The 25,047-nt window shown below is 68.0% G+C and carries 25 protein-coding genes, 2 pseudogenes and 1 riboswitch; of the genes and pseudogenes, 10 read left to right on the forward strand and 17 right to left on the reverse strand.

Translation table 11 applies throughout. The features are described from left to right. Positions 1-15 precede the first annotated feature (15 nt). Together BS74_RS06540 and mntR are read left to right on the forward strand one after the other, a co-directional pair. Positions 16-924 carry a DUF72 domain-containing protein gene (locus BS74_RS06540; RefSeq protein WP_038057168.1) on the forward strand — a complete coding sequence of 303 codons (909 nt, stop codon included), beginning with the start codon at positions 16-18 and terminating at the stop codon, positions 922-924. A 29-nt stretch (positions 925-953) separates the two neighbouring features. Continuing rightward, entirely contained in the window at positions 954-1,625 is a 672-nt protein-coding gene (mntR, locus tag BS74_RS06545; RefSeq protein ID WP_038057170.1) for a manganese-dependent transcriptional regulator MntR, read from the forward strand. Here the strand turns inward: mntR and BS74_RS06550 are convergent. From BS74_RS06550 to BS74_RS06575, 6 genes and pseudogenes are all read right to left on the reverse strand, one after another. Continuing rightward, positions 1,607-2,773 carry a serine hydrolase domain-containing protein gene (locus tag BS74_RS06550; protein ID WP_038057172.1) on the reverse strand — a complete coding sequence of 389 codons (1,167 nt, stop codon included), beginning with the start codon at positions 2,771-2,773 and terminating at the stop codon, positions 1,607-1,609. The genes mntR and BS74_RS06550 overlap by 19 nt on opposite strands. 13 nt (positions 2,774-2,786) lie before the next feature. Next, positions 2,787-3,524 carry an SDR family oxidoreductase gene (locus tag BS74_RS06555; protein WP_038057174.1) on the reverse strand — a complete coding sequence of 246 codons (738 nt, stop codon included), beginning with the start codon at positions 3,522-3,524 and terminating at the stop codon, positions 2,787-2,789. Between the two features lie 111 nt (positions 3,525-3,635). Continuing rightward, positions 3,636-3,947, reverse strand: a complete 312-nt coding sequence (locus BS74_RS06560; RefSeq protein WP_038057176.1) for a hypothetical protein — start codon at positions 3,945-3,947, stop codon at positions 3,636-3,638. Beyond that, a pseudogene (locus tag BS74_RS06565) lies at positions 3,928-4,635 on the reverse strand (ABC transporter ATP-binding protein); the annotation flags it as partial. The gene BS74_RS06560 and the pseudogene BS74_RS06565, both read right to left, overlap by 20 nt. 31 nt (positions 4,636-4,666) lie before the next feature. Beyond that, a complete protein-coding gene (locus tag BS74_RS06570) occupies positions 4,667-5,695 on the reverse strand; it encodes a FecCD family ABC transporter permease (RefSeq protein ID WP_038057182.1) in 1,029 nt (342 codons plus the stop codon). Positions 5,696-5,698: 3 nt separating this feature from the next. Beyond that, on the reverse strand, positions 5,699-6,553 hold the full coding sequence (locus tag BS74_RS06575) for an ABC transporter substrate-binding protein (RefSeq protein ID WP_038057186.1): 855 nt from the start codon (positions 6,551-6,553) through the stop codon (positions 5,699-5,701). Positions 6,554-6,685: 132 nt separating this feature from the next. Beyond that, positions 6,686-6,844: riboswitch (cobalamin riboswitch) on the reverse strand. Between the two features lie 123 nt (positions 6,845-6,967). On the opposite strand from BS74_RS06575, the gene BS74_RS06580 reads away from it, so the two are divergent. The 5 genes from BS74_RS06580 to BS74_RS06600 are packed head-to-tail and all read left to right on the forward strand — an operon-like array spanning position 6,968 to position 12,241. Next, positions 6,968-8,161: an ROK family transcriptional regulator gene (locus BS74_RS06580; RefSeq protein ID WP_038057189.1), complete on the forward strand. Its 1,194-nt coding sequence runs from the start codon at positions 6,968-6,970 to the stop codon at positions 8,159-8,161. Beyond that, positions 8,118-9,353 (forward strand): ABC transporter substrate-binding protein, encoded by a 1,236-nt coding sequence (locus tag BS74_RS06585; RefSeq protein WP_038057193.1) that lies wholly within the window; start codon positions 8,118-8,120, stop codon positions 9,351-9,353. Before BS74_RS06580 ends, BS74_RS06585 begins: the two co-directional genes overlap by 44 nt. Positions 9,354-9,407: 54 nt before the next feature. Next, positions 9,408-10,517: a carbohydrate ABC transporter permease gene (locus BS74_RS06590; protein WP_038057196.1), complete on the forward strand. Its 1,110-nt coding sequence runs from the start codon at positions 9,408-9,410 to the stop codon at positions 10,515-10,517. Beyond that, positions 10,517-11,323: a carbohydrate ABC transporter permease gene (locus BS74_RS06595; RefSeq protein WP_038058961.1), complete on the forward strand. Its 807-nt coding sequence runs from the start codon at positions 10,517-10,519 to the stop codon at positions 11,321-11,323. The genes BS74_RS06590 and BS74_RS06595 overlap by 1 nt, the downstream gene beginning before the upstream one ends. A 9-nt stretch (positions 11,324-11,332) precedes the next feature. Then, the gene (locus BS74_RS06600; protein WP_038057202.1) at positions 11,333-12,241 is read left to right on the forward strand and encodes a zinc-binding dehydrogenase; all 909 of its coding nucleotides are present in this window, start codon (positions 11,333-11,335) and stop codon (positions 12,239-12,241) included. Here BS74_RS06600 and BS74_RS06605 read toward each other — a convergent pair. Next, positions 12,238-13,086: a Rossmann-fold NAD(P)-binding domain-containing protein gene (locus tag BS74_RS06605; protein ID WP_038057205.1), complete on the reverse strand. Its 849-nt coding sequence runs from the start codon at positions 13,084-13,086 to the stop codon at positions 12,238-12,240. The two genes, BS74_RS06600 and BS74_RS06605, sit on opposite strands and share 4 nt — an antisense overlap. Before the next feature lie 9 nt (positions 13,087-13,095). On the opposite strand from BS74_RS06605, the gene BS74_RS06610 reads away from it, so the two are divergent. Next, positions 13,096-13,998 carry an AEC family transporter gene (locus BS74_RS06610; protein WP_185747710.1) on the forward strand — a complete coding sequence of 301 codons (903 nt, stop codon included), beginning with the start codon at positions 13,096-13,098 and terminating at the stop codon, positions 13,996-13,998. Here BS74_RS06610 and BS74_RS06615 read toward each other — a convergent pair. The 5 genes from BS74_RS06615 to BS74_RS06635 are packed head-to-tail and all read right to left on the reverse strand — an operon-like array spanning position 13,957 to position 17,461. Continuing rightward, complete coding sequence (locus BS74_RS06615) at positions 13,957-14,355, reverse strand: hypothetical protein (protein WP_038057214.1); 399 nt, start codon at positions 14,353-14,355, stop codon at positions 13,957-13,959. The genes BS74_RS06610 and BS74_RS06615 overlap by 42 nt on opposite strands. Beyond that, positions 14,352-15,038, reverse strand: a complete 687-nt coding sequence (locus BS74_RS06620) for a 16S rRNA (uracil(1498)-N(3))-methyltransferase (RefSeq protein ID WP_038057217.1) — start codon at positions 15,036-15,038, stop codon at positions 14,352-14,354. Before BS74_RS06620 ends, BS74_RS06615 begins: the two co-directional genes overlap by 4 nt. 3 nt (positions 15,039-15,041) lie before the next feature. Further along, complete coding sequence (locus BS74_RS06625; protein ID WP_038057220.1) at positions 15,042-15,806, reverse strand: 50S ribosomal protein L11 methyltransferase; 765 nt, start codon at positions 15,804-15,806, stop codon at positions 15,042-15,044. 4 nt (positions 15,807-15,810) lie between these two features. Then, the gene (locus BS74_RS06630; protein WP_038057223.1) at positions 15,811-16,407 is read right to left on the reverse strand and encodes a helix-turn-helix transcriptional regulator; all 597 of its coding nucleotides are present in this window, start codon (positions 16,405-16,407) and stop codon (positions 15,811-15,813) included. 1 nt (position 16,408) lies between these two features. Beyond that, positions 16,409-17,461, reverse strand: a complete 1,053-nt coding sequence (locus BS74_RS06635; protein ID WP_038058965.1) for an Mrp/NBP35 family ATP-binding protein — start codon at positions 17,459-17,461, stop codon at positions 16,409-16,411. A 97-nt stretch (positions 17,462-17,558) separates the two neighbouring features. On the opposite strand from BS74_RS06635, the gene BS74_RS06640 reads away from it, so the two are divergent. Together BS74_RS06640 and BS74_RS06645 are read left to right on the forward strand one after the other, a co-directional pair. Next, on the forward strand, positions 17,559-18,164 hold the full coding sequence (locus BS74_RS06640; protein ID WP_038057224.1) for a hypothetical protein: 606 nt from the start codon (positions 17,559-17,561) through the stop codon (positions 18,162-18,164). 126 nt (positions 18,165-18,290) lie between these two features. Beyond that, positions 18,291-20,879: a valine--tRNA ligase gene (locus BS74_RS06645; protein ID WP_038057226.1), complete on the forward strand. Its 2,589-nt coding sequence runs from the start codon at positions 18,291-18,293 to the stop codon at positions 20,877-20,879. Between the two features lie 4 nt (positions 20,880-20,883). Here the strand turns inward: BS74_RS06645 and BS74_RS06650 are convergent. The 5 genes and pseudogenes from BS74_RS06650 to trpC form a co-directional block, all read right to left on the reverse strand. Then, positions 20,884-21,042: pseudogene (locus BS74_RS06650) on the reverse strand (DUF6812 domain-containing protein); the annotation flags it as partial. Further along, complete coding sequence (locus BS74_RS06655) at positions 21,014-23,056, reverse strand: single-stranded-DNA-specific exonuclease RecJ (RefSeq protein WP_051946797.1); 2,043 nt, start codon at positions 23,054-23,056, stop codon at positions 21,014-21,016. The gene BS74_RS06655 and the pseudogene BS74_RS06650, both read right to left, overlap by 29 nt. Positions 23,057-23,085: 29 nt before the next feature. Beyond that, positions 23,086-23,400 (reverse strand): hypothetical protein, encoded by a 315-nt coding sequence (locus tag BS74_RS06660; protein WP_038057231.1) that lies wholly within the window; start codon positions 23,398-23,400, stop codon positions 23,086-23,088. A 4-nt stretch (positions 23,401-23,404) separates the two neighbouring features. Continuing rightward, positions 23,405-24,115, reverse strand: a complete 711-nt coding sequence (gene hisA / locus BS74_RS06665; RefSeq protein ID WP_038057233.1) for a 1-(5-phosphoribosyl)-5-[(5-phosphoribosylamino)methylideneamino]imidazole-4-carboxamide isomerase — start codon at positions 24,113-24,115, stop codon at positions 23,405-23,407. A 4-nt stretch (positions 24,116-24,119) separates the two neighbouring features. Further along, positions 24,120-24,884 carry an indole-3-glycerol phosphate synthase TrpC gene (trpC, locus tag BS74_RS06670; protein ID WP_038058970.1) on the reverse strand — a complete coding sequence of 255 codons (765 nt, stop codon included), beginning with the start codon at positions 24,882-24,884 and terminating at the stop codon, positions 24,120-24,122. Positions 24,885-25,047 lie beyond the last annotated feature (163 nt).

The following is a 25,047-nucleotide window of genomic DNA, read 5'->3' on the forward strand; positions in this document are numbered from 1 at the left end:
GCCTACACTGGGGGCATGGCGGAAATCCGGGTGGGCACCGCCAGCTGGACGGACGAGACCCTCCTGGCCTCCGGTTGGTACCCGCCCGAGGTGCGCCACCACCCGGAAAAGCGCCTCCGGTACTACGCCGAGCACTTTGACACCGTGGAGGTGGACAGCACCTTCTACGCCCTGCCCCGGCGGGAGGTGGTGGCCAAGTGGGCGGAGAGGACACCAGCGGGCTTCCTCTTCCACGTGAAGGCCTTTTCCGCCTTTACGGGGCACGGCCTCGAGGCCCAAGCCCTCCCCAAGGACCTGCGCGCCCTCCTGCCCCGAAGGGAGGGACACCTGGCCCAGCGCGAGGTGCCCAAGGAGGTGGTGGAGGAGGCCTGGAACCGCTTCTTCGCCGCCCTGGAACCCCTGCGGGAAGCGGGCAAGCTCGGTTACCTGCACTTCGGCCTTCCCCCCTGGACCGAGCCCAAGCCCCGGAGCTTCCAGTACCTGGAGCACCTGGCGGAAAGGGCCAGGGGTTACTGGGTGGCGGTGGAGTTTCGCAACCCCAGGTGGTACGTGGCCTGGGGCTTCGTGAAGCGGGAGCTTCAGCGGCTTGGCCTCATCCACGTGAGCGTGGACGCCCCGCCCCACCCCGAGGCCCCGCCCCGGGTGCTGGAGCCCACCCACCCCGTGGCCGTTCTCCGGTGCCACGGGCGGAACGCCGACACCTGGAAGGGCCCCCACGCCAAGCCCTACGAGCGCTTCAACTGGCGCTATTCGGCGGAGGAGCTGGAGGACCTCGCCCAGGCCACCCGCACCCTGGCGGAAAGGGCGGAAACGGTCTTCGTCATCTTCAACAACAACTACGGCACCCAAGGGGTGGAGGCCGCCATGGGGCTTAAGGGCCTTTTGGGGCTCGGACCACCCCCTTGGGCCGGGCCGCGCCTTTAGCCCCGGGCCTCCGTGCTACCTTGAGGGGGATGGGACGCCCTCCCCTGTCCGAGGCCCAGGAGGACTACCTGAAGCACCTTTTCCTCCTGGAGGCGGAAAGGCAAGGCCCGGTGCCCACCCAGGCCTTGGCCGAGCGGCTAGGGGTTAAACCTCCCTCGGTGACGGAGATGCTCAAGAAGCTCACCGCCCTGGGCCTGGTGGAGCACGCCCCCTACCAGGGGGCCCGGCTCACCGAGGCCGGGCGCCGGGTGGCCTTGGAGGTCCTAAGGCACCACCGGCTCCTCGAGGCCTACCTCCACCAGGCCCTGGGCTACGGTTGGGATGAGGTCCACCAGGAGGCGGAAAGGCTGGAGCACGTGATCAGCGAGGCCTTTGAGGAGAGGATCGCCGAGCTCTTGGGCCACCCCCCCTTTGACCCCCACGGGGACCCCATCCCCACCAAGGACCTGGACCTGCCGGAAGCCCCCGCCCTCCCCCTCTCCCAGGCCCCCCTGGGGGAAGCCCGGGTGGTGCGGGCCCTGGCCCAGGACCGGGGTACCCTCAACCTCCTGGCCAAGCTGGGCCTGGTTCCCGGAAAGGTCCTCCGGGTGATGGAAACGGGGGACGGGGTGGGCGTCGAGGTGGCCGGGGAGGTGTTCCGCCTCCCCAAGGAGCTGGCCCAGGCGGTGGGGGTGGTGGCCCTTCAGGAAAGGGCCCCGTAAACCAGGGTGCGGAAGGCCAGGCCAAGCCGCTGCCCAAGCCGGGAGTGCAGGGCCTTTTCCGGCTCCAGCACGGAAAGGAGGCTGGGGGCCTGGGTGAAGAGCAAGGCGCTCAGTTCCTGGGCAGGGTCCACCAGGAAGTAGGTCCCGGCAAACCCCCACCAGTAGAAGTCCCCGGGGCTTCCCGGGGCTAGCCCCCCATGGCCCAGACGCACCGCCACCCCCAGGCCGAAACCGTAGCCGGGCCCAGGAGCGTACTCCAGGCCCCGCCGCAACCCGGCCTCGTAAAGGGGGCCCAGGTGGTCCTGGGTCATGAGGCGGCAAAGGCTGGGGTGCAAGAACCCCTGTCCCGTGCGCAGGGCCTCCAGGAACCGCAGATAGTCCCAGGCGGTGCTGACGCCGCCCAGGCCCCCCGCATACCGGGGCGGCTCCGCCTCCACCGGGATCAGGCGGATGGACCTGCCCGTTTCCGGGTCCTGGGCAAAGGGCCTTGCCAAGCGGGCGGGGTCCTTGGCCAGGAAGCCCGAATCCCGCATCCCCAAGGGAGCGAACACCCGCCTCTCCAAAAGCTCCGCCAGGCTTTCACCCGAAAGCGCCTCCAAAAGGTGCCCAAGCACGTCCGTGGAAAGCCCGTACTCAAAGGCTTCCCCGGGCTGGAAGCGCAGGGGCAAAGCCGCGAGCCGCTCCAAGAAGGCCTCCCGGGAGAGGTCAAACCGGTCCACCCCCGCCTCTAGGTAAAGCCGCTTCACCGGGGAGCGGAAGAAGACGCCGTAGGTGAAGCCCGCGGTGTGGCGCAGCAGGTCGTAGACGGTGAGGGGCCGCCTCAGGGGCTCGAGGGCCACCTCCTCCCCCACCTCCCGCCCCACAGCAAGCCGGGAGAAGCCGGGCAGGTACTTCTCCACCGGGTCCAGGAGGGAAAGGACCCCCTCCTCCACAAAGGTCAGGGCCAGGGCGGAAACCCAGGGCTTGGTCAGGGAGTAAATGCGGAAAAGGGCGTCCTCCCGCATGGGAAGGGCCCCTTCCGGGTCCAGATGGCCTCCCACCCCCTGGTAGACCACCTCTCCCCCCCGGGCCACCAGGGCCACGTATCCGGGAAGCAGGCCCTCGGCCACCTGCCGGGTCAAAAAGGCATCCAACCGGGAAACATTCATGGCCCTTTTGCCCTCACGCGGGAGCCGCCCCGATGGTCCTTCCCCCGTCCACGAAGAGCACCTGGCCGGTGATGAAGCTGGACTCGTCCGAGACCAGGAAAAGGGCGGCGTAGGCCACCTCTATGGGTTTGCCCGCGCGGCCCAAGGGCGTGGCGGCGATGGCCTTCTCCCGCACCTTCTCCGGCACCTTGGCGGTCATGCGGGTCTCAATGAACCCCGGGGCCAGGGCGTTCACCCGGATCCCGTACCGCCCGAGCTCCAGGGCCAGGGTACGGGTGAGCCCCACCACCCCCGCCTTGGAGGCCGAGTAGTTGGCCTGCCCCAGGTTGCCCAGGTACACCCGGGAGCTGGTGAGCACGATGGAACCCGGGTTGCGCTCCCGCATGGCCTCGGAGGCCGCCTTGGCCACCAGGAAGCTTCCCGTGAGGTTGACCCGCAACACCGCCTCCCAGTCCTCCAGGGGCATCTTCCAGTGGAAATTGTCCCGGGTGATGCCCGCATAGTGCACCACCCCGTCCAGGCGCCCCAGGGCCTCGAGGGCCCGGGCAAACCCCCTCGCTACGGAAAGGGGGTCGGCCACATCCATGGGAACCGCCAAGGCCCCCGTGGCCTCCGCCGCTTCCCTTAGCGGCCCCTCCTCCAGATCGCAGGCCACCAGCCTGGCCCCCTCCCGGGCAAAGAGCTCCAGGGTGGCCCGGCCGATCCCATGGGCCGCCCCGGTGATCAGCACCGCCTTATCCTTAAGCCGCATCCGCCACCTCCCGCGCTTGGCGACCGAACGGTCGGTAAGCTCACCCTACCCCGCGGCCCGCCTTCCCGTCAACCCTCTCCGGGCCACCTGGAAGCCCAGCAGCCCCAAGCCCTATAGCCGCCAGGCGTAGTAAGGGGTTTCCACAAAGGGGGGCGGGCCTCCCAGGTACACCCTGAGCCCAGGAAGGACCAGGGTCTCCCCCTCCCACTCAAAGGCCAAGGGGTCCACCGGCAAAGGGTAGTGGAGAACCCCTTCCCTGGGCAGGCCAAGCCGCAGGCGCTCGGGCGGGGAGAGGCGGCCCACCAGGAGGTAGCGGGCCCTCTTGGGCCCGGATTCCGTGTAAAAGGCTGCCTCCTCCCCAAGGTCCAGGAGCAGGACCCGGCCCCGGACGTAAAGCCTAGCCCTATCCGTCCAGGTAGACATGGGGCCTCCCCAGGAGGTGGGCCACCCGAACCCCAGGGCCATAGAGGCCTTGGAGAAAGGGCTCGGTGAAAACCGCCCCCGGCCTTCCCTCCGCCAAAAGCCTTCCCCCCTTGAGCACCGCCACCCGGTCGGCCAGGGCCGCCTGGTTAGGGTCGTGGAGGACGGCGAGGATCCCCATTCCCTTGGCGGCCAAGCCCCGCAGGAGGGCCAGCAACCCCCCCTGGTATTCCAGGTCCAGGAAGGTGGTGGGCTCGTCCAGAAGGAGGTAGCGCGGCCTGGCCGCCAGGGCCCGTGCCAAAAGGACGCGCTGGCGCTCCCCCCCGGAAAGGCTACCCAGGTACCGGCCGCGGAAGCGGGAGGCCCCCGTAACCTCCAAGGCCCACTCCACCGCGTCCACATCCTCCCGTCCCTCCCGCCCCCAAAGGCCCAGGTGGGGAAGCCTTCCCAGGCGCACCACCTCCTCCACCAAAAGCCCCTCGGGGTAGGGCCCCCCTTGGGGCAGGTAGGCGAGGAGCCGGCCCCGGACATAGCCCCCATAGGCCCGAAGGGGCCTTCCCTCCAAAAGGACCTCCCCGGCCTTGGGCCAAAGAAGCCCCGCCATCACCCTAAGAAGGGTGCTCTTGCCCGACCCGTTGGGGCCCAGGAGGGCCACCCACTCCCCCGGCCTTACGCTCAGGTCCACCCCCAAAAGGGCATGGGGCCCCACAACCCCCTTGGCCTCAAGCCCGGCCACGCCGCCTCCACATCAGATAGAGGAAAAAGGGCCCCCCCAGGAGGGTGGTGACCACCCCCACGGGAAGCTCCGCCGGCCGGGTAAGGGTGCGGGCCAAAAGGTCCGCCAGGGCCAGGAGAACCGCCCCGCCCAAGGCGGAAGCCGGCAGGAGCAACCGGTAATCCTCCCCCAAAAACCGCCGCAAGAGGTGGGGGGTGATCAGCCCCACGAAGCCGATGATCCCCGCCTGGGCCACGGCTGCGGCCACCAGGAGGCTTGCCGCGAGAAGGAGAAGGAGCTTAAGGCCCTCCAGGGGCAGCCCCAGGCTCCTGGCCACCTCCTCCCCCAGCTGGAGGGCGTTCAACACCCGGCCCAGCAGCAAAAGCGGGGGAAAGGCCAGCAGGAAAAAGAGAAGGAGAACCTTCACCCCTGGCCAACCCAAAAAGGCCAGATTCCCCAGGGTGTAGGCGAACACCGCCCGCACCCGGTCGGCGTCCTGGAGCATCAGGTAGGTGGTGGCCCCCGTCAGAACGCTCCCCACCACCACCCCCGCCAGGACCAGCTCCCCGGTGCGGGCCGCCCCTCCCGCCAGGACCAGGGTGAGCAGGGTGGCGGAAAAGGCCCCCAGGAACCCGAAGAGGGTGGCGGAGGGGGGCAAGCCCTGGAAAACGGCGTGCTGGGCGAAGCCGGGGGCCAGGCCCCCCAGGAGGCTGGCCAGAAGGGTCACGGCGAAGGCCGCCCCCGCCGCCGAACCCATGAGGTAAGGGTCGGCCAGGGGGTTGCGGAAAAGCCCCTGGAAGCTGGCCCCCGCCACCCCCAAGGCGGCCCCCACCAGCATCCCCCCCAGGACCCGGGGCAGGCGCATCTCGGTGACGATGGGGTTTTCCCGCTGGCCCAAGAGGGCCTGGACCACCTCGAGGGGAGAAAGGCTCACCGTGCCCAAGGCCACCCCCAGCACCAGGGCCAAAAACAGAAGGAAAACCAGCCAGAGGAGGACCAGGCTCCGCCTAAGGGCCAAAGGAAGGGCCTGGGTCATGGCCTAGCGCCCATGGAAGCAGTCCACCAGAAGCCTAAGCCCCTGGGCCACTCGGGGACCTGGGCGGGACAGGAGGCTGTCCTGGCCCCCGGTGAACACGCAGATGCGCCCCGTCTGGACCGCCCGCACCCGGCCCCATCCAGGCCTCGTCCGGATGGTCTCCAGGGCGCCGGGGTAGGTGGCCACGATCACCTCGGGGTTCTTTTCCACCACGAACTCCGGGGCGATCTTGGGGAAGAGGCCCAGCTCCTTGGGCACCACGTTCACTCCCCGGGCCTTTTGGATCAGGACCCCGATGAAGCTCTCCGGGCCCACGGTGTAGGGGGTGGGGTCGATCTCGTAGTAGACCCGGGGGCGGTCCTTGGCCTTGGCCGCCCGGGCCTCCTCCTGGTAGACCTCCCGCTGGATCTGGGCCACCAGGCGCTCCGCCTGGGCCTCGAGGCCAAGAAGCTTCCCCAGGATGCGGGTGGTGCGGAAGATGTCCTCGTAGGTTTCCGTGCGCACCGCATACACCGTCAGGCCTGCCCGCTCCAGGGTTTCGTACAAGCGCCCGTACTTGGAAACCAAAACCAGATCCGGTTTCAGGGAAACGATGAACTCCGGGTTGGGGTTATAGAGCCCTCCCGCCTTGGGCAGGGCCTTCACCCGCTCAGGCCAGTCGGAGTAATCGTCCGTGGCCACGATGCGGTCACAGGCCCCTAGGGCGCACACCGTCTCCGTAACCGAGGGCAACATGGTCACGATCCGCTTCGGCGGCGCCTTGACGGTGACCGTGCGCCCCAGGTCGTCGGTGAGGGTGAGGGGAAAGGCAAAGGCTAAGGCCAAAAAGACCGATAGAACCGTCAGGATCCTCCTCATGCCTACCTCCCTAAGGCCGCTAGGGCCAGGCCCGGGGGAGGTAGGGAAAGCCCCTGCCGGAAAGCGGCAGGGGCGCAAATGGCTTTGCAAACCCCCATCGCTCCCCCATCCGCGTGAGGTGCCCGCCTCGGGGTGTGGCGGGCGGCCCTGGCAGGTATTCGGGCTTCCGGCCTGCGACGTAAAGCCTGGAGCTGGACCGGTTACCGTTGCGGGACAGCGCCGGACTTGCACCGGACTTCCCCACTTTAAGCCTGGACTACGCGCCCAGGCACCAGGGCAACGGACCTGGCTTTAGGGCCCTAGCGGGCCTTAAGGAAAGGCTACGCCTTGGCCGGCGAAAAGGCAAGGCTTGACAAAAGGGGGGGCCCGGTGCTTTACTTAGTCCCGAGAACGAACTAAAGGGGGCCTACCCAGGTGCGCAAGGGCGACACGCAGGAAATCCGCAGGCTGAACCGCAGGGCCATCCTGGGTCTTCTGCGCCGCGGCCCCCTGACCCGGGCGGACCTCTCCCGGCTCACGGGTCTCGCCAAAAGCGCGGTCAGCCGCCTGGTGGACGAGCTCCTGCAGGAGGGCCTTCTGGAGGAAGGGGCCTCCACTTCCCCTCCCCTGGGCCGGCCCGGTACCCTCCTGCACCTCAAGCCCCGGGCGCGCTTCGCCTTGGGGGCGGAGCTGGGGGTGGAAGGCACCGTCCTCCTGGCCCTGGACTGGCGGGGGGAGGTCTTGTGGGCCAAGGAGTGGCGCCACCCCCGGGAGGCTGGCCCCAAGGAACGTCTGGAACGGCTTCTTGCCGAGGTCTTGCCCCACGTGCCCGGGCCCTTGGGCCTGGGGTTTACCCTGCCCGGGGTGGTGGTGGAAGACCGCCTCCTCCTGGCCCCCAACCTGGGCTGGCGTGGCCTGGACCTCAAGCCCCTCCTCCAGGAGTTCCCCCTTCCGGTGGCCGTGGAGAACGACGCCAAGGCCTCGGCCCTCTCCGAGGTCTTCTTCCACGGGGAGGCCAACCTGGCGTACCTGGTCTTGAGCACGGGCCTGGGGGTGGGGGTGGTGGCGGAGGGCCGCCTCCTCCGGGGGGCGGGTGGGGCCGCGGGCGAGGTGGGCCACTGGCTGGGCCAGGGGGAAAGAACCTGCGCCTGCGGCCGCAAGGGGTGCCTGGAAACGGAGCTGGGGTTGGGCAACCTCCTGGCCCACCACCGGAGCCTGGGGGGAAAGGCGGAGGACCTGGAGGCCCTCCTCCAGCAGGCCAAGGAGGGGGAGCCCAAGGCCTTGGAGGCCATCCACCACCTGGGCGAGGCCTTGGGCCGCTTCCTGGCCAACCTGGCCGTGGCCTACGATCCTGCCCGGGTGGTGATAGGCGGCAAGGCAGCCGAGTTCTTCCCCTACCTGGAGCCACCCTTGCGCCGGTCCTTGGCGGCCCATGCCTTTTTGGAGGCCCATGGCGCCTTGTCCGTGCAGCCCTCCCTGTATGGCCACCTGGCCCCGGCGGTGGGTGGGGCCAGCCTCTTTTTGGCGCGGTTTTTTGAGTTGGGCGGCCTGTGGGCGGAAAGCCCACGTCGCAATGGAGGTAGGTATGAGGAAGTGGCTTTTGGCGATCGGCGTGGCCTTGGGGCTTAGCGCCCTGGCCCAGACGGGCAAGCTGGAGATCTTCTCCTGGTGGGCGGGGGACGAGGGGCCAGCTTTGGAGGCCCTCATCCGGCTCTACAAGCAGAAGTACCCCGGGGTAGAGGTGATCAACGCCACGGTGACCGGCGGGGCCGGGGTCAACGCCAAGGCGGTCCTGAAGACCCGCATGCTGGGCGGGGACCCGCCCGACACCTTCCAGGTGCACGCGGGGCAGGAGCTCATCGGCACCTGGGTGGTGGCGGACCGCATGGAGGACCTCACCGGCCTCTTCCGGCAGGAAGGGTGGCTCCAGGCCTTCCCCAAGGGGCTCATTGACCTCCTCTCCTACAAGGGAGGGATCTGGAGCGTGCCCGTCAACATTCATCGCTCCAACGTCATGTGGTACATCCCGGCCAAGCTGAGGGAATGGGGGGTAACCCCGCCCAGGACCTGGGCCGAGTTCTTGGCCACCTGCCAGACCCTGAAGCGGAAGGGCCTCGAGGCGCCTTTGGCTCTAGGGGAGAACTGGACCCAGCAGCACCTCTGGGAGAGCGTGGCCCTGGCCACCCTGGGGGCTGAGGGCTGGGCCAACCTCTGGAGCGGCAAGCTGAAGTTCACCGACCCCAAGGCGGTGGCGGTCTGGGAAACCTTCGGCAAGGTGCTGGACTGCGCCAACAAAGACGCCGCCGGTCTCTCCTGGCAGCAGGCGGTGGACCGTGTGGTGCAGGGCAAGGCCGCCTTCAACATCATGGGCGACTGGGCCGCCGGCTACATGAGCACCACCTTGAAGCTCAAACCCGGCACCGACTTCGCCTGGGCCCCCTCCCCCGGCACCTCCGGCATCTTCATGATGCTCTCCGACTCCTTCGGCCTGCCCAAGAGGGCCAAGAACCGCCAGAACGCCCTCAACTGGCTCAAGCTGGTGGGCTCCAAGGAGGGGCAGGACACCTTTAACCCCCTGAAGGGCTCCATCGCCGCAAGGCTGGACTCCGACCCCGCCAAGTACAACGCCTACGGCCAGTCGGCCATGAAGGACTGGAAGACGAACCGCATCGTGGGCTCCCTGGTCCACGGGGCGGTGGCGCCGGAGAGCTTCATGAGCCAGTTTGGCACCGTGATGGAGATCTTCCTGCAGACCAAAAACCCCCAAGCAGCGGCCAACGCCGCCCAGGCCATCGCCAACCAAGTGGGTCTGGGCCGCTAAGGGCCCTTGGCCCGTGGGGGCTTTAGCCCCCACGGGCTTTTCCCAAAAGGATCTATGCGCGACCGCATCACAGCCTTCTTGGTCCTCCTCCCGTCCCTGGTGGCGGTGGGCATCTTCGTCTACGGCTTCATCGGGCAAAACCTCTGGGTTTCCCTCACCGACTGGGGCAAGAACCCTGCCCAGGCTTTGGCCCTGAGACCCGAGCTCCGGTTCGTGGGTTTAGAAAACTACCGCGAGCTCTTTAGCGGCCTTGTGGACGTGCGTTTCCGCCAAAGTGCGGTCAACCTCATCTTCTTCACCCTCTTTTTCATGGCGGGAAGCCTGGGCCTGGGCCTCCTCTTGGCAATGGCCCTGGACCGGGGGCCCAAGGGGGAGAGCTTTTTCCGCACCGTCTTCCTTTTCCCCATGGCCCTCTCCTTCGTGGTAACGGGCACCATATGGCGCTGGCTCCTCCAGCCCCAGGGTGGGGTGAACGTCCTGCCCACCCTCCTGGGCCTACCTCCCCTCTCCTTCCCGTGGCTCACCACCCGCGAGAAGGCCTTCGTTTTTGACTGGAACGACCTGCCTTTTTTCACCGCCATCGTGGTGGGCCTGATCCTCCTCTACCTAGGCTGGCAGGCCCACCGGGAGGGGGAGAAGAGGCGGCGCCTTTGGAGCCTCCTTTCCGGAGGGGTGCTCCTCCTTTGGGCCTTTACCCTGGGTCGGAACACCCCCCTCCTTCCCTACCCCGAACCCCACGGCTTCAGCCTGGCCCTGGTGGGGGTGATCCTGGCGGCGGTGTGGCAGATGTCGGGCTACACCATGGCCCTCTACCTGGCGGGGCTACGGGGCATCCCGGTGGAGGTGCTGGAGGCGGCCAAGGTGGACGGGGCCAGCGAGTGGCAGACCTACCGGCACGTGATCTTCCCCCTCCTTGCCCCCATCACCCTTTCGGCCATGATCGTCCTGGGCCACATCGCCCTGAAGATCTTTGACCTCATCTTCGCCATGGCCGGGCTGGACTACGCCCCCACGGACGTGCCCGCCATCTACATGTACCTCCTGGCCTTCCGGGGGAACCAGTTCGCCAAGGGCGCGGCCATCGGCATACTCCTGCTCCTCCTGGTGGCCGTGGTGGTCATCCCCTACCTGGCAAGCCAGCTTAGGAAGGAGGTGCGGCGGTGATGGGGCGGGTTTTCCTCTACGGCTTCCTTTTCCTCGCCACCCTCTTCTTCCTGCTCCCCGTCTATTTGGTAATCCTCACCGCCCTCAAGGAGCCCGCCAAGATTACCCTGGACACGGTCTGGCGCTGGCCGGAACCCATCTACTGGGAAAGCTTCCGCATCGCCTGGGAGGCCTTCCGGCCCAAGTTCCAAAACAGCGTGGTCCTGGCCCTATCGGCCACGGCCCTCTCCGCCTTGGTGGGGGCCCTCAACGGGTATGTCCTGGCCAAGTGGCCCTTCAAGGGCTCCAACCTTCTCTTCGCCCTCATGCTCTTCGGGATGTTCATCCCCTACCAGAGCATCCTCATCCCCCTTTTCCAGTTCGTGAAGGCCATCGGGCTCTACGGCACCCTCTGGGGCCTCATCCTGGTCCACGTGGTCTACGGGATCCCCATTGTCACCCTGATCTTCAAGAATTACTACAGCGAAATCCCCGATGAACTGGTGGAGGCGGCGCGCATTGACGGAGCGGGGTTCTTCGGCATCTTTCGCCACGTGATCCTGCCCCTTTCCGCCCCCGCCTTGGTGGTGGTGGCCATCTGGCAGTTCACCCAGATCTGGAACGAGTTCCTCTTCGCCGTGACCCTCACCCGCCCGGAGAGCCAGCCCATCACCGTGGCCCTGGCCCAACTGGCGGGAGGCGAGGCGGTGAAGTGGAACCTGCCCATGGCCGGGGCCATCCTGGCGGCCTTGCCCACCCTTCTGGTCTACATCTTCCTGGGGCGGTACTTCCTGCGGGGGCTCCTGGCGGGCTCCGTCAAGGGGTAGACTCCAGCCATGCGCGCCTGGGTGCAAGAACGCCTGCGGGAACCCCTGGTCCTTAAAGAGCTTCCCGACCCCACCCCGGGCCCGGAAGAGGTGGTTTTGGAGGTGGAGGCGGTGGGCCTGAACTTCGCCGACCACCTCATGCGGCTTGGCGGGTACCTTACCCGGATCCATCCGCCCTTCGTGCCGGGGATGGAGGCCGTGGGCCGGGTGGGGGAAAGGCGCTATGCCGCCCTCCTGGGGCACGGGGCCTTGGCGGAGAGGGTGGCCGTGCCCAAGGAGGCCCTTCTCCCGGTGCCCGAGGGCCTTTCCCCGGAGGAAGCCGCCGCCTATCCCGTCTCCTTCCTCACCGCCTATTTAGCCCTCCGGCAAATAGGCGCCAGACCCGGGGAAAGGGTCCTGGTACAGGCAGCGGCGGGGGCCTTGGGGACCGCCCTCGTGCAGGTGGCCAGGGCCATGGGCTTACGGGTGCTGGCCTCCGCCTCGAGGCCCGAGAAGCTGGCCCTGCCTCAGGGCCTAGGGGCGGAGGCCACCGCCACCTATGCGGAGCTTCCGGAAAGGGCCAAGGCCTTCGGGGGGGTGGACATCCTGCTCGAGGTGCGCGGCCACCTTCTGGAGGAAAGCCTGGCCCTTCTGAACCCGGGGGGGAGGTTGGTCTACATCGGGGCCGCGGAGGGGGAGGTGGCTTCCCTGAATCCCCTGCGCCTCATGCGGCGAAACCTTACGGTCATGGGCTTTTGGCTGGCCCCCCTCCTCCGGCAACCGGCCCTGGTGCAGGAGGCCTTGGGGTTTCTCCTGCCCCGCTTGGGCCGGGAGCTAAGACCGGTGGTGGGGGCGGTTTTCCCCTTCGGGGAAGCCGAGGCGGCCTTTAAGGCCCTCCTTGACCGAAGCCGCACCGGGAAGATCGTGATCCGCCTTTAATCCAAGCCCAGAAGGTGCCGCACCGCCGCCAGGTCAAAGAGGGCGTGGCCCACGCTTTTAAACAGCACGGGATCCCCCTCTGCCCGCCTGCCCTCCAGGGCTTCCCTTAGGGTCACGGCAGGCTTGGCCAGGCCCTGCAGTTCCCCCGCCTCCACAAAGGCATCCTCCGTGTCGCAGTAGACCGCGGCCCGGTCCACCAGGGCCCGGGGCACCTCCCGCATCGTTGGGCGGAAACTCCCCACCGCGGCGATGAAGGTGCCCTCCGGCACCCTCTCGGGCAACACCGGGGTGGGGCTGGGGGTGGCCGTGACGATAAAGGCCACCTCCTCGGGGACCTCCTCCCCCGCCCACGCCTCCGCGGGGAGCCCCATGCCCTGGGCCTTGCGCAAAAGGGCCTGAAGCCTTTCCGGACCCCGCCCCCGCACCCAGACCCGGCTCAGGCGAAAGCCCTCGGCGAAGGCCTCGAGGTGCGCCTCCCCCTGGGCTCCCGGGCCCACCAGAAGCAGGGCTCCCTCCCGCCTGGGCGCAAGAAGCCTGGCCGCCAGAAGGGAAAGGGCGGCGGTGCGCTTTTTCGTGATCTCCTCCCCCGGCAGGTGGAACACCTCCCCGGTATCCAGCCTCTTGACCCAGACCTCCGCCCGCACCGAAGGCCGGCCCTGAGCCCCGGCCTCTTCCCTAGGGGAGGCCTCCACCGTGACCAGCTTGCAAAGGGCCACCTCCTGGTCGGCGGCGGGCATCACCAGAAACTGCCCCCCCGGGATGGGAAGGACCTGCCTCCTGGGCACCTCCGCCCCCCGGAGGAGCACCCTCGCTATGGCCTGGGCAAGCTCCAGGTAGCCCGTCATACCCTTAGAATGCGCCACATGCAGGCCCTTCTCAACACCGTGCTGCCCGTGGTCTTGGTGGTGGCGGCCGGTTACCTTTTGGCCAAGCGCATCCCCATGGACCTCACCACCCTAAGCCGCCTCACCCTTTACCTCCTGGTGCCCTCCCTCATCTTTGACGCCATGTACCGGGCGGAGTACTCCCGGGAAGGCCTTGTGGGCCTCACCCTGGGGTTCGCCCTCACCTATTTCCTCCTCTTTCTGGCCATTGCGGGAACGGGCAAGCTGCTGCGCCTCCCTCCCGAGGCCGCCAAGGGCCTTTTGGTCTGCAGCCTATTCCCCAACTCCGGCAACATGGGCCTTTCCCTGGTCTACTTCGCCCTGGGGGAGGAGGGCCTGAGGCGGGCCGTGGTTTACTTCATCCTGTCCAGCGTGGTGATGTTCGGGCTTGGGCCGGCCTTCATCCGGGGAGGGGGGCTTAGGGAAGGGCTTCGCTTCACCCTCCGCCTCCCCCTTTTTTACGCCCTCCTGCTGGGCCTCTCCTTGAAGGCCTTGGGGATCAGCCTCCCCTTCCGCTTGGACGAAGGGGTCCGCCTCATGGGCCAGGCGGCCATCCCCGTCCTCCTCCTTACCCTGGGGATGCAGATGGGCCAAACCCGGTTCCAGGTGGGGGCCTTTGAGGGGGTGGCCAGCTTCCTAAGGCTGGTCCTGGCACCCCTCCTGGCCTATGGGGTGGGGATCCTCCTGGGCCTTCCCCGGCTGGAGCACCAGGTTCTGGTCCTCCAGTCCGCCACCCCCGTGGCGGTGAACGCCTTCCTCCTCACCCGGGAGTTTGGTCAAGGGGCCACCCGGGTGGCCAGAAGCGTGGTGGTATCCACCTTCCTGGCCTTCCTAACGATTCCCCTTTTCCTCCTCCTCATCGGGGTCCGGTAGGCTGGGGGTCCCCAGGTCCAACTGAAAGATAACCCCCCCTTCCCAAACCCCCACCAGGCGGTGGTAGCCCTGGCCTAAGGGGAAGGAAACCCGATAAAGACGCAACTCCTCCAGAAAAAGGGCCTTCTCCTGGACCAGGGCCTCCTCCCGGAACCACCGGAGGTGGAGGTAGCCCGGCCGGGGAAGCCGCTCCACGCGGAGGGCCAGGTGGGCCTCCTCCCCATCCCTTTCCAAGCGGGCCACCACGAAGGGCCTTTCCGGGGGAAGGGGCCGGCCGGGATCCAGGGGCAAAAAGGTGTAGCGGCACCCCCCAAGGAGAAGGAGCACCCAACCCCCAACCCAAAGCCAAGCCCTCATCTCCCCTCCCCCGCGGTGCAAAGGGCCAGGAGGGCGATGGCGGCGGTTTCCGCCCGCAGGATCCTGGGGCCCAGGGAGACGGGGATAAACCCCTTCTCCTGAAGAAGCTCCACCTCCTCCTCGGCAAACCCCCCCTCCGGCCCCACGGCCAAGGCCAGGGGCTTCCCCAGGTCCAGCACCTCCGCCACCCGGTGCCTCGCCCCCACGTGGGCCACCATACCCTGTTCCACCGGGGGAAGGGCACTTAGGGGAAGGGGCGGCAGGACCTCGGGCACCCGTAGCCTTCCCGACTGTTTGGCCGCCTCCACGGCGATAGCCTGGAGCCTTTTCAGCTTACCCTCCCCCATCTCCTTGGGCACGGAGTGCCGGGTGACCACGGGCTGGATGCGGGTGGCGCCCAGCTCGGTGGCCGAGCGCACCACCTCGGAAAGCTTGTCCCCCTTCAGGAGGGCGAGGTAGAGGACCACCTCCACCCCCACCTCTCGCTCCGGCCTCCGTTCCTCCAGGATGCGGTAGCGCACGGGCGGACCCAGCTCCACCACCTCCGCCAGGGCCTCCCGGTCCGCATCAAAGACCGTGAACCGGTCCCCCACCCGGGCCCTGAGGACCTCGAGGAGGTGCCGGCTTTCCCTCAAGGGAAGCACCCCGGTAAGGCCTGGGCTATAGGCGCGGTGCGGGCGCATGGCTCAGGTCCCGTAGGCCAGCAACACCCATTCCCCTTCCCCTTCCTCCTCCAGGGGGGAAAACCCCTCCTCGGCCAGGCCCTCCTTCACCAGGGCGGCCTTTTCCGCCAGGATCCCCGTGAGGAGAAGCCTTCCCCCGGGGGCCAAGGCCTGGCGGTACCGGGGCGCCAGCTCCCGGTGAAGCTCCGCAAACAGGTTGGCCACCACAAGGTCAAAGGGGCCATGGGGAAGGGCCTCCTCGAGGCTTCCCAGGAGGAAGCGCACCGAGACCCCGTTCTTACGGGCGTTTTCCTCCGCCTGGGGGAGGACGCTTGCGTCAATGTCCACCCCCATGGCCTCCCCGCCCAACTTGGCGGCGGCGATGGCCAGGATGCCCGAGCCCGTGCCCAGATCCAGCACCTTCTCCCCAGGGCGCAGATGGCGGGCCAAGGCGGCGAGGGCCAGGCGGGTGGTTTCGTGGTGCCCGGTGCCAAAGGCCATTCCCGGCTCCACCACCAAGGGGATCCCCTCCCCTTCCACCGGGTGCCAGGGGGCCCGCACCCAAAAGGGCCCCGCCCGCACCGGCTTCAGGTCCCTGCGCCAGGCGGCAAGCCAGTCCTCGTCGGGAAGCTCCTCCCACACCCCCCCAAAGGGAAGGTCTAGGGGGGCGGGGAAATAGGCCCACACCTCCCCCTCCCGCTCCTCGAGGCCCCGGGCCCCCCGATCAAAGAGTTCCGGGATCAAGGGGTCCAGCCCTGCCGCCGTGCCCTTCAGGCGGTAAACCCACACCCCGCTATTCTACCCGGTAACGGCAACAACTCCCCCCCTCCGCCAGCCGCTCCTCCCGCATCAGGGGCAGGCCCAAAAGCTCCTGGTAGGCCAGAAGCTCGCTTTGGCAAAGGGCCTCGTGCTCCCGGGAGAGGGCCAGCTTGGGGCAACGCCTTTGGCAGAGGTAGAGCCTCCCCCCCTCCTCCACCACCTCCGCCTCGTACCCCTGCTCCCGGAGGAACTGGGCCAGGCGGGCAAGCCGCTCCCGCAAGGGCAAAGCCGCCAGGTTTAGGGGGGCAAACAGGCTCCGGTTTCTTTCCAAGAGAAGGCGCACCACCCCCTCCCGGCCCAGCACCTTCTCCACCCCCTTGAGCACATCCCCGCACAAGGCGGCGTAGGGGGCCTCCTTGTCCTGGGCCACGTAAAGGCGGTGGGGCCTGCCCCGGCCCAGGCACTTGCGCACCTCCGAGCGCACCAGGCCCCGGGCCTCCAGGTCCTGGAGGTGCTTCAGAACCGCCACCCGGCTCACCCCTAAGGCCTCGGCCAGCTCCTTGGCGGTGTAGGGCTTAAGCCGGAGGAGGTCCAGAATCCGTTCCTTGGTGCCTTCCAGGACTAGGGCCATCTCAGGCCATGGGCAAGGCGATAAAGGCCTGCACGCTCAAGGCGGCGGCCAGCTCCCGGGCCGCCTTGCGGAAGGCTTCCGCCTCGAGGCCCCCGGGGTCCTCCACCAGGATGGGCCTTCCCCGGTCCCCGCTTTCCCTTAAGGGCAAGGTGAGGGGGATCTCCCCCAGGAAACGGGTCTTCAGCCTTTCCGCAAGCCGCCTACCCCCGCCCTCGCCGAAGATGGGGGTGGGCTTGCCGCAATGGGGGCAGAGGAAGTAGGACATGTTCTCCAGCACCCCCAGGATGGGGACCTGCACCTTCTTGAACATGTCCGCGGCCCTTTCCGCATCGATCAGGGCCACCTCCTGGGGGGTGGTGACGATGACCCCGCCCGACACCCGGGTGAGCTGGGTGAGGGAAAGCTGCACGTCCCCGGTGCCGGGGGGGAGGTCCACCACCAAATAGTCCAGCTCCCCCCAGTTCACCTCCTCCAGGAACTGCTTGATGGTGCCGTGCAGGATGGGCCCCCGCCAGATCATGGCCTGGCCCGGGGGGACGATGTTGGCGATGGAGAGCACCTTAAGGCCAAAGGCCTCCAAGGGGAGGATCTTGCGGTTTTCGTCCACCTTGAGCCTCTGGCCCTCCAGCCCGAACATCTTGGCCTGGCTGGGCCCGTAAAGATCGGCGTCCAAGAGGCCCACCTTGGCCCCTTCCCCTAGCAGGGCCAGGGCCAGGTTGGCGGCCACGGTGCTCTTCCCCACCCCGCCCTTGCCCGAGCCCACCGCCACCACGTGCTTCACCCCGGGGATGGGGTAGTGCTCGGGGGCCTTCACCCCTCCCCCAAAGCGCACCCGCACCTCCTCCACCCCCAAGGGGGCGAGGGCCCTGCGGATGTCCGCCTCTATCTGGCCCTTTAGGGGGCAGGCGGGGGTGGTCAGGTTGATGAGCAGGTCCACCCGGTTTCCCTCCAGCTGGATCTGGCCCACCATGCCCAAGGAAACCAGGTCCTTACCCAGCTCGGGATCCATCACCGTGCGCAAGGCCTCGAGGAGCCCCTCTTCTGTAAGCGCCATACCGGGCTCAGGGTATCCCCGGAGATGGTTTTGGGCAAGGGGGAGACTCACAGTTTTCATCAAAACCCCCTTGAGGCCTGGGCTAAGATGGGTTCGCATGTACCCCGAGTGGCGAAAACGAACCTTCTTTGAGCTCCACCTGGCCTGGTTGGTGCAAGGACCCAAGGGGTTTGACCTCCTCTTCAAGGTGAACCCCTATAGCCTCTACCCCAGCCGTGAGGAGGCCCTGGAGGCCGCCAAAGCCCTGCTCAAGGGAGAGCGGCTGGACCAGGATCCCAAGGTGGGAAGGCACAAGGCCCCCGTGCTCCTTTCCCCGGAAGACCGCGCCCGCTTCCTGGTCCTTCTGGAAAGCGGCAGGGCCCTTCTGCCCCTGGACCGCTACGCCCTACTGGGGGAGATCGCCTTGGTGGAGGAGCGCCTTCTCCACCGGGCCTCCTTCCGAGACCCGAGCAACGTCCTCCACAGCCTGGAGGGGCTTTTCGTGCGCCTTCTCCACACGCCCCTCAACGACCCCGAGGCGGAGTCCAGGGAGGTGTCCCGGGGGATGCTCCGGCTGGAGCCGGAGGGCATCCGGGTGGGCGAGGCCTTCCTGGCCATCCCCGAAGAAACCCCGATAGAGGGCCTGGCCTACGAGGAGGCCTTCTTTGACTTAGGGGAAGGGCACTACTACCTCTATGCCCTTTCCGGCTCCACGCCCTCGTAGGGGCCTGGCGTTCCCAGGTGGCCCCTGGGCGCAAGGGCCCCTCCCCCTCGAGGCCAGGCCCCCAGGGGAAACCGGCCTTCCCTCCTAGCCCAAGGCCCTGGAGCCTGGCTTAAACTATCGGACAGCATGGACCTACCCAAGGCCTACGACCCCAAGACCGTGGAGCCCAAATGGGCGGAGAAATGGGCGAAGAACCCCTTTGTGGCCAACCCCAAAAGCGGCAAAAAGCCCTTCGTGATCTTCATGCCGCCCCCCAACGTCACGGGAAGCCTGCACATGGGCCACGCCCTGGACAACTCCCTCCAGGACGCCCTCATCCGCTATAAGCGCATGCGCGGCTTTGAAGCCGTCTGGCTTCCCGGCACCGACCACGCGGGCATCGCCACCCAGGTGGTGGTGGAAAGGCTCCTGCTTAAAGAGGGGAAGACCCGGCACGACTTGGGCCGGGAGGCCTTCCTGAAAAGGGTCTGGGCGTGGAAGGAGGAGTCCGGGGGGACCATCCTGAAGCAGCTCAAGCGCCTGGGGGCCAGCGCCGACTGGAGCCGGGAGGCCTTCACCATGGACGAGGCCCGCTCCAAGGCGGTGCGCTACGCCTTCAGCCGCTACTACCACGAGGGCCTGGCCTACCGGGCCCCCCGCCTCGTCAACTGGTGCCCCCGGTGCGAGACCACCCTCTCGGACCTCGAGGTGGAGACCGAGCCCACCCCGGGCAAGCTCTACACCCTGCGCTACGAGGTGGAGGGGGGCGGGGAGATCGCCATCGCCACCGTGCGCCCGGAGACGGTCTTCGCCGACCAGGCCATCGCCGTCTACCCCGAGGACGAACGCTACCAAGGCCTCATCGGCAAGCGGGCCCGCATCCCCCTCACGGGGGTTTGGATCCCCATCCTGGCCGACCCCGCCGTGGAGCGGGAGTTCGGCACCGGGGCGCTCAAAGTCACCCCCGCCCACGACCCCCTGGACTACGAGATCGGGGAGCGGCATGGGCTGGAGGCGGTCTCCGTCATCAACCTAAAGGGGCGCATGGAGGGGGAAAGGGTGCCGGAACCCTTGCGGGGCCTGGACCGGTTTGAGGCCCGCAAGAAGGCGGTGGAGCTCTTCCGGGAGGCGGGCCACCTCCTGAAGGAGGAGGACTACACCATCCAGATGGCCACCTGCTCCCGCTGCGGCACCCCCTTGGAGTACGCCATCTTCCCCCAGTGGTGGCTTGCCATGAAGCCCCTGGCGGAGGAGGTGCTAAGGGGCCTGGAGAGGGACGAGATCGCCTTCGTGCCCGAGCGCTGGAAGAAGGTGAACCTTGACTGGCTGAGAAACGTCAAGGACTGGAACATCTCCCGCCAGCTCTGGTGGGGGCACCAGATCCCCGCCTGGTACTGCGGGGACTGCGGGGCGGTGAACGTGCCCCCTCCTGAGCGCTACCTGGAAGACCCTAAGGCCTGCGAGGCTTGCGGAAGCCAAAGCCTCAAGCGGGACGAGGACGTCTTTGACACCTGGTTCTCCTCGGCCCTTTGGCCCCTTTCCACCCTGGGCTGGCCCGAGGAGACGGAGGACCTCAAGGCCTTCTACCCCGGGGACGTCCTGGTCACGGGCTACGACATCCTCTTCCTGTGGGTGAGCCGGATGGAGGTCTCCGGCTACCACTTCCGGGGGAAGAGGCCCTTCAAGACCGTGCTCCTCCACGGCCTGGTCCTGGACGAAAAGGGGCAGAAGATGTCCAAGTCCAAGGGGAACGTCATCGACCCCTTGGAGATGGTGGAGCGCTACGGGGCCGACGCCCTGCGCTTCGCCCTCACCTACCTGGCCACCGGGGGGCAGGACATCAGGCTGGACCTCCGCTGGCTGGAGATGGCCCGGAACTTCGCCAACAAGCTCTACAACGCCGCCCGCTTCGTCCTCCTTTCCCGGGAGGGCTTCCAGGCGAGGACCGAGGCCCCCACCCTGGCGGACCGCTTTATGCAAAGCCGCCTGGCCCGGGGGGTGCGGGAGATCACCGCCCTCTACGAGGCCTTGGACCTGGCCCAGGCGGCGAGGGAGGTGTACGAGCTGGTCTGGAGCGAGTTCTGCGACTGGTACCTGGAGGCCAGCAAGCCCGCCCTCAAGGCAGGGAACGCCTTTACCTTGCGCACCCTCGAGGAAACCCTGGGCACCCTCCTAAAGCTCCTCCACCCCCTCATGCCCTTCCTCACCAGCGAGCTCTACGGGGCCCTCACCGGCAAGGAGGAGCTGGCCCTGGAGCCTTGGCCGGAAGGAGGGCCGGAGGACCCGGAGGCCGAGGCCCGGTTTGAGGCCCTGAAGCAGGCGGTGGCGGCGGTGCGGGCCCTGAAGGCGGAGGCCGGGCTTCCCCTCCACCAGGAGGTGCGCGTCCACCTGGAGGGAGAGGCGGACCCGGCCTGGGAGAACCTCGAGGTCTTCCGCTTCCTGGCCCGGGCCGAGCTGCTAGCTGAACGGCCAGGCAAGGCCCTGGTGAAGGCCATGCCCAAGGTGACGGTGCGCATGCCCTTGGAGGGCCTTCTGGACGTGGAGGAGTGGCGGCGCCGGCAGGAGAAGCGCCTGCAAGAACTCCTGGCCCTGGCGGAAAGGAGCCAGAAAAAGCTGGCCGCCCCCGGGTTCCGGGAAAAAGCCCCAAAGGAGGTGGTGGAGGCCGAGGAGGAAAGGCTTCGGGAAAACCTGGCCCAGATTGAGCGGATCCGGGAAGCCCTCAGCCAAATAGGGTGAGCCGGGGGGTGTAAAGCAGGGCGCCGGTAACCGGGAGATAGGGCTTCTCCTGGTTTAAAAGGTCGGCGGTACCCGCCCCGGGCACCAGGTAGATGAGCCCGTAGACCCGGTAGGCCTGGGTGTAGATCCTGGCCTCATGAACCTCCCGGGGTTGTTTGTACACCCTTCACCTCCTCTTCCGACCAAAGCCTTGGGCCTGCCTCCCAGTAGGCCAAAAGGGCCTCGCTGAAAAGAGGGGCATGCCTCCTCTGGTAGGCGAAGAGAAGCCGCTGCGCCACCAGGGCCCGAAGTTGCCCCTCGCGGGTGGAAGGGTCCACCGGGGCGGCCAGCCGCCTTTGGGCGGCCGTTCCCAGGGCCACGTACACCGGCCCTCGAGGCGCCTCCGGGGGAAAAGGCGGCAGGCCCAGCCAGAGGGAGGCCTCCTCAGGGGGCAAGAGGCGGAACCCCGCCTTCTTGGCATACTCCAGCCCCTCGGGGTTATCCTCGGGCACATAAACCCCCTCCCCCGCCTTGGCCCTGGCCAAGGCCTCCGGCAAGAGGATGGGGTAGGCAAAGGGGGAGATCCCCCCTTCCAGATCCCCCGGCTCCCGGAAGTCCAAGGCCTGGGCTTCATAGGAGAGGGTACCGTTCCAACGGTTTTCCGTAAGCAAGACCGCCGCCTCCAGCTCGGAGGGCAAGGCCGCCCACCGCTCCCCCATGCGCCAGGCCACCACCCTCACCCCGTTCAAACGAAAGGTGAGGTGCTTGCCCTCCCCCATGGGGCGGGCCTCCTCCGGGGAGCCGGTTAAGAGGAAAAGGGGCTCGGGGTTGCCCTGGCCGAAGGGCTCCAAGGCCAGCAAGGCCCGGTAAAGCTCGGGAAGGGAGGAGGCGGAAGGCCAAAGCCCCACCAAGGCCACCTCCCGCACCGGATCGGGGAAGGAGGCCACGAAGGCTTCTATCCGCCCCTTGAAGCGGGGAAAATTCGCCTCGTCCAGGGCGAAGCCCGCCGCCTCCCGGTGGCCGCCGTAGCGGTCTAGGAGGTCCTCCGCGCTCCTTAAGGCCTCCACGGCGCTGATGGGGGGCAGGCTTCGCACCGTGCCCTTGCCCTGCGCCACGAGGAAGACCGGGCGCAGGGTGGCCTCCACGAGGCGGCTCGCCACGATGCCCATGACCCCCGGGTGCCCCTCGGGGTCGTGCAGGACGATGGCCTTGGCCTCCGGGTCCGCCTTTGGCAGAAGCCTCCGCAGCATCTCCTCCTCTATGGCCTGGCGGCGGGCGTTCAGCCGGTTGAGCTCCTCCACCAAACCCTTGGCCTCCTCCTCGTCCTCCGTGAGGAGGAGCCTCAAGGCCTTCTCCGCCTCCCCTAGGCGGCTTGCGGCATTGATGCGGGGAGCGATGCGGAAGGCCACCTCCACCGCCTTCCCCGTGTAGCCCACGCTCTGGGCCAACAGGCGGAGCCCCAGCACGGAGGACTCCCCCAGGCGGGCAAGCCCCTCCCGCACCAAGGCCCGGTTCCACCCCCAAAGGGGGGCCACGTCGGCGATGGTGCCCACCGCCGCCAGGTCGGCATACTCCAAGGGCGGCGGAAGGCCCAAGCGCTCGTGGAGGGCCCAGAGGAGCAGGAAGGCCACCCCCGCCCCCGTGGGGTGCTCCTTAAGGTCCGGCGTGTAGGCGGGGTGGAGGACGACCCCCGGGGGCGGGTCCTCCTTGGGGGTGTGGTGGTCGGTGACCAGGACCTCCACCCCGTTTTCCACCAGTTCCCTTAGCTCCAAGTGGTTGGCGATGCCGCAGTCCACCGTCAAGAAGACGTCCGCCGCCTCCAGGTGCTCCGGTATGCGGGCGGGATGGACGCCATACCCCTCCTCGAGGCGGTGGGGGATAAAGGGATGCACCTCCGCCCCCAAGGCCCTAAGGCCCCGCATCAGGAGGGCGGTTCCCGTCAGCCCGTCGGCGTCGTAGTCCCCATGTATGCGAATCCGCTTCTTCTCCCTTAAGGCCCCAAGGAGGAGCTCCACCGCCCGGTCCAGGCCCTGAAGGGGGAGAAGGCGCAAGGTGGGTTGGAGGTCCTCCGGGCGGCGCACGCCCCGGTGCCAGTAGGCCAAGGCGGCCTCGGGCCCCACCCCAAAGGCCTCCATCAACTCCCGCCAGGCCTTCACCGGCGGCAGGGGAAGAAGACGCCAGCGCACCCGATCCTTCATAAAGCCTCCCTATCCCCGCAGGAGGGGGATTATACCTCTTCCCGATCGGGGATTTTGGGGATCTCCTCGATGCGCTCCCGCTTTAAAGCGTTGACCTCGCCCTGAAGCCGCCGCACCTCCCTTAGAAGGGCGCGCCTTTCCCCCACGGCCCAAAGCCAAAGGGCAAGGGCGTAGACCCCCCCCACCAAAAAGCCCAGGGCATAGGCGCCCGGAAGGAGATAGTAAAGGGGCCAGGGTCCTAAGGGGGTGGGCACCTCCAGGAAGGGGAAGGCCAGGTACAGGTAAAGCCCCGCCCCCGCCACCCCTAAGGAGACAAGGAGAAACACCCAGTGGGCCAGCTTCATGGCCCTAGAATACCCCTCCCGCGAAGTCGGAAAGGCGCACCCGCCCCTCGTAGAGGGCTTTGCCCAAGAGGGCACCCTCCACCCCGAGGCCCTTCAGGCCCCGAAGGTCCTCTGGGCCAGCGATTCCCCCGCCCGCAATGAGCTCATGGGGCCAAGCCTCCCGCACCCGGGCCACCACCTCCAGGTCCAGGCCCTTTAGGGTGCCATCCCGCCGAACGTCGGTGTAGATCACCGTGCGCACCCCCATGGCCGCCCAACGCCCAAGGAGGTCCAGGGCGGAAAGGGAAGCCGCCTCCTGCCAACCCGAGACCACCACCTGAAGGCCCCGGGCGTCCAGGGCCACCGCCAAGCCCTCAGGCCCCGCCTCCTCCAGCATCCTCTGCAAAAGGGCGGGCTCCCTCACCGCCACCGTGCCCACCACCACCCGGTGGGCCCCCAGGGCCAGCACCTCCTTTAGCGCCGCCAAAGAGCGCACCCCTCCCCCCACCTGGAAGGGTACCTGGAGGGCCTCGGCGATGCGGCGGATGGCCTCTTGGTTCTCCCCCCGGCCCAGGGCCCGGTCCAGGTCCACCAGGTGGAGGAGCCTGGCCCCCTCCTCCTGCCACCTTAGGGCGAGGGCCACCGGGTCCCCGTAGACGGTCTCCCGAGCAGGGTCCCCCTCGTAGAGGCGGACCGCCCTACCCCCCTTCAGGTCCACGGCGGGAATCAGCAACATGCCGCTATCCTACAAGCCCCCTTAGGGCAGCTTCCAGGTCGGGGCTTCGCATGAGGCTGGTGCCGATGAGCACCGCATCAAAAAGCCCCGACAAAGCCTGAAGCTCCTCCTTGCGGGCATACCCGGACTCCGCCACCAAAACCCCCTGGAAACCCCTATCCCTGGCCAGGCGGCCAAGGCGGGGGGCCGTGGCGAGGTCTATGCGCAAGGTGGTGAGGTCCCGATTGTTGATGCCCAGGATCTCCACCCCCGCCTCCAGGGCCACCTCCAGCTCCCTTTCCGTGTGCACCTCCACCAGGGCCTCGAGGCCAAGCCGCCTAGCCTCCTCCAGGTAGGCCCCGGTGAGCTCCCCCAAAAGGGCCACGATGAGGAGGACCGCGCTGGCCCCATAGGCCCGGGCCTCCTCCAGCAGGAAGGGGTCCACCACGAAGTCCTTGCGGAGGAGGGGCAGGTCCACCGCCCGGCGAACCTCCAGGAGATCCCGAAGGCTTCCCCCAAAGTAATGGGGTTCGGTGAGGACGCTGATGGCCCTGGCCCCGCCCCGCCGGTAGGCCCGGGCGGCCTCCACGGGATCCAGGGCCCTAATGGCCCCCTCCGAGGGGCTGGCCTTCTTCACCTCGGCAATCACGGAAAGCCCGGGGAGGAGGAGGGCCTTGCGGAAGGAGGGTACGGGTTCGGGCGTGGGCAGGGGGTATGGGGCCACCTCGAGGAGCCGCCGCCGGGCGATCTCCCCCAAGACCCCCGGCACCCGGGTAAGGTCGGGCCTCATGGGAGGCATTGTATGCAGAGGGGCCCCTCGGGGTATAGCCCCGCCTCCGCCGCGCCACCCAAGGGCCCTTTCCGGATCCCCCCTCCTGGCGCTGGCCCCTGGGGCCACCCCCAGGCAAGGTGCCGGCGAAGGGCCCGCAAAACCCCCCGCGCCCAACCGTGGG

The sequence above is a fragment of the Thermus amyloliquefaciens genome (assembly GCF_000744885.1).
Taxonomy (GTDB): Bacteria; Deinococcota; Deinococci; order Deinococcales; family Thermaceae; genus Thermus; species Thermus amyloliquefaciens.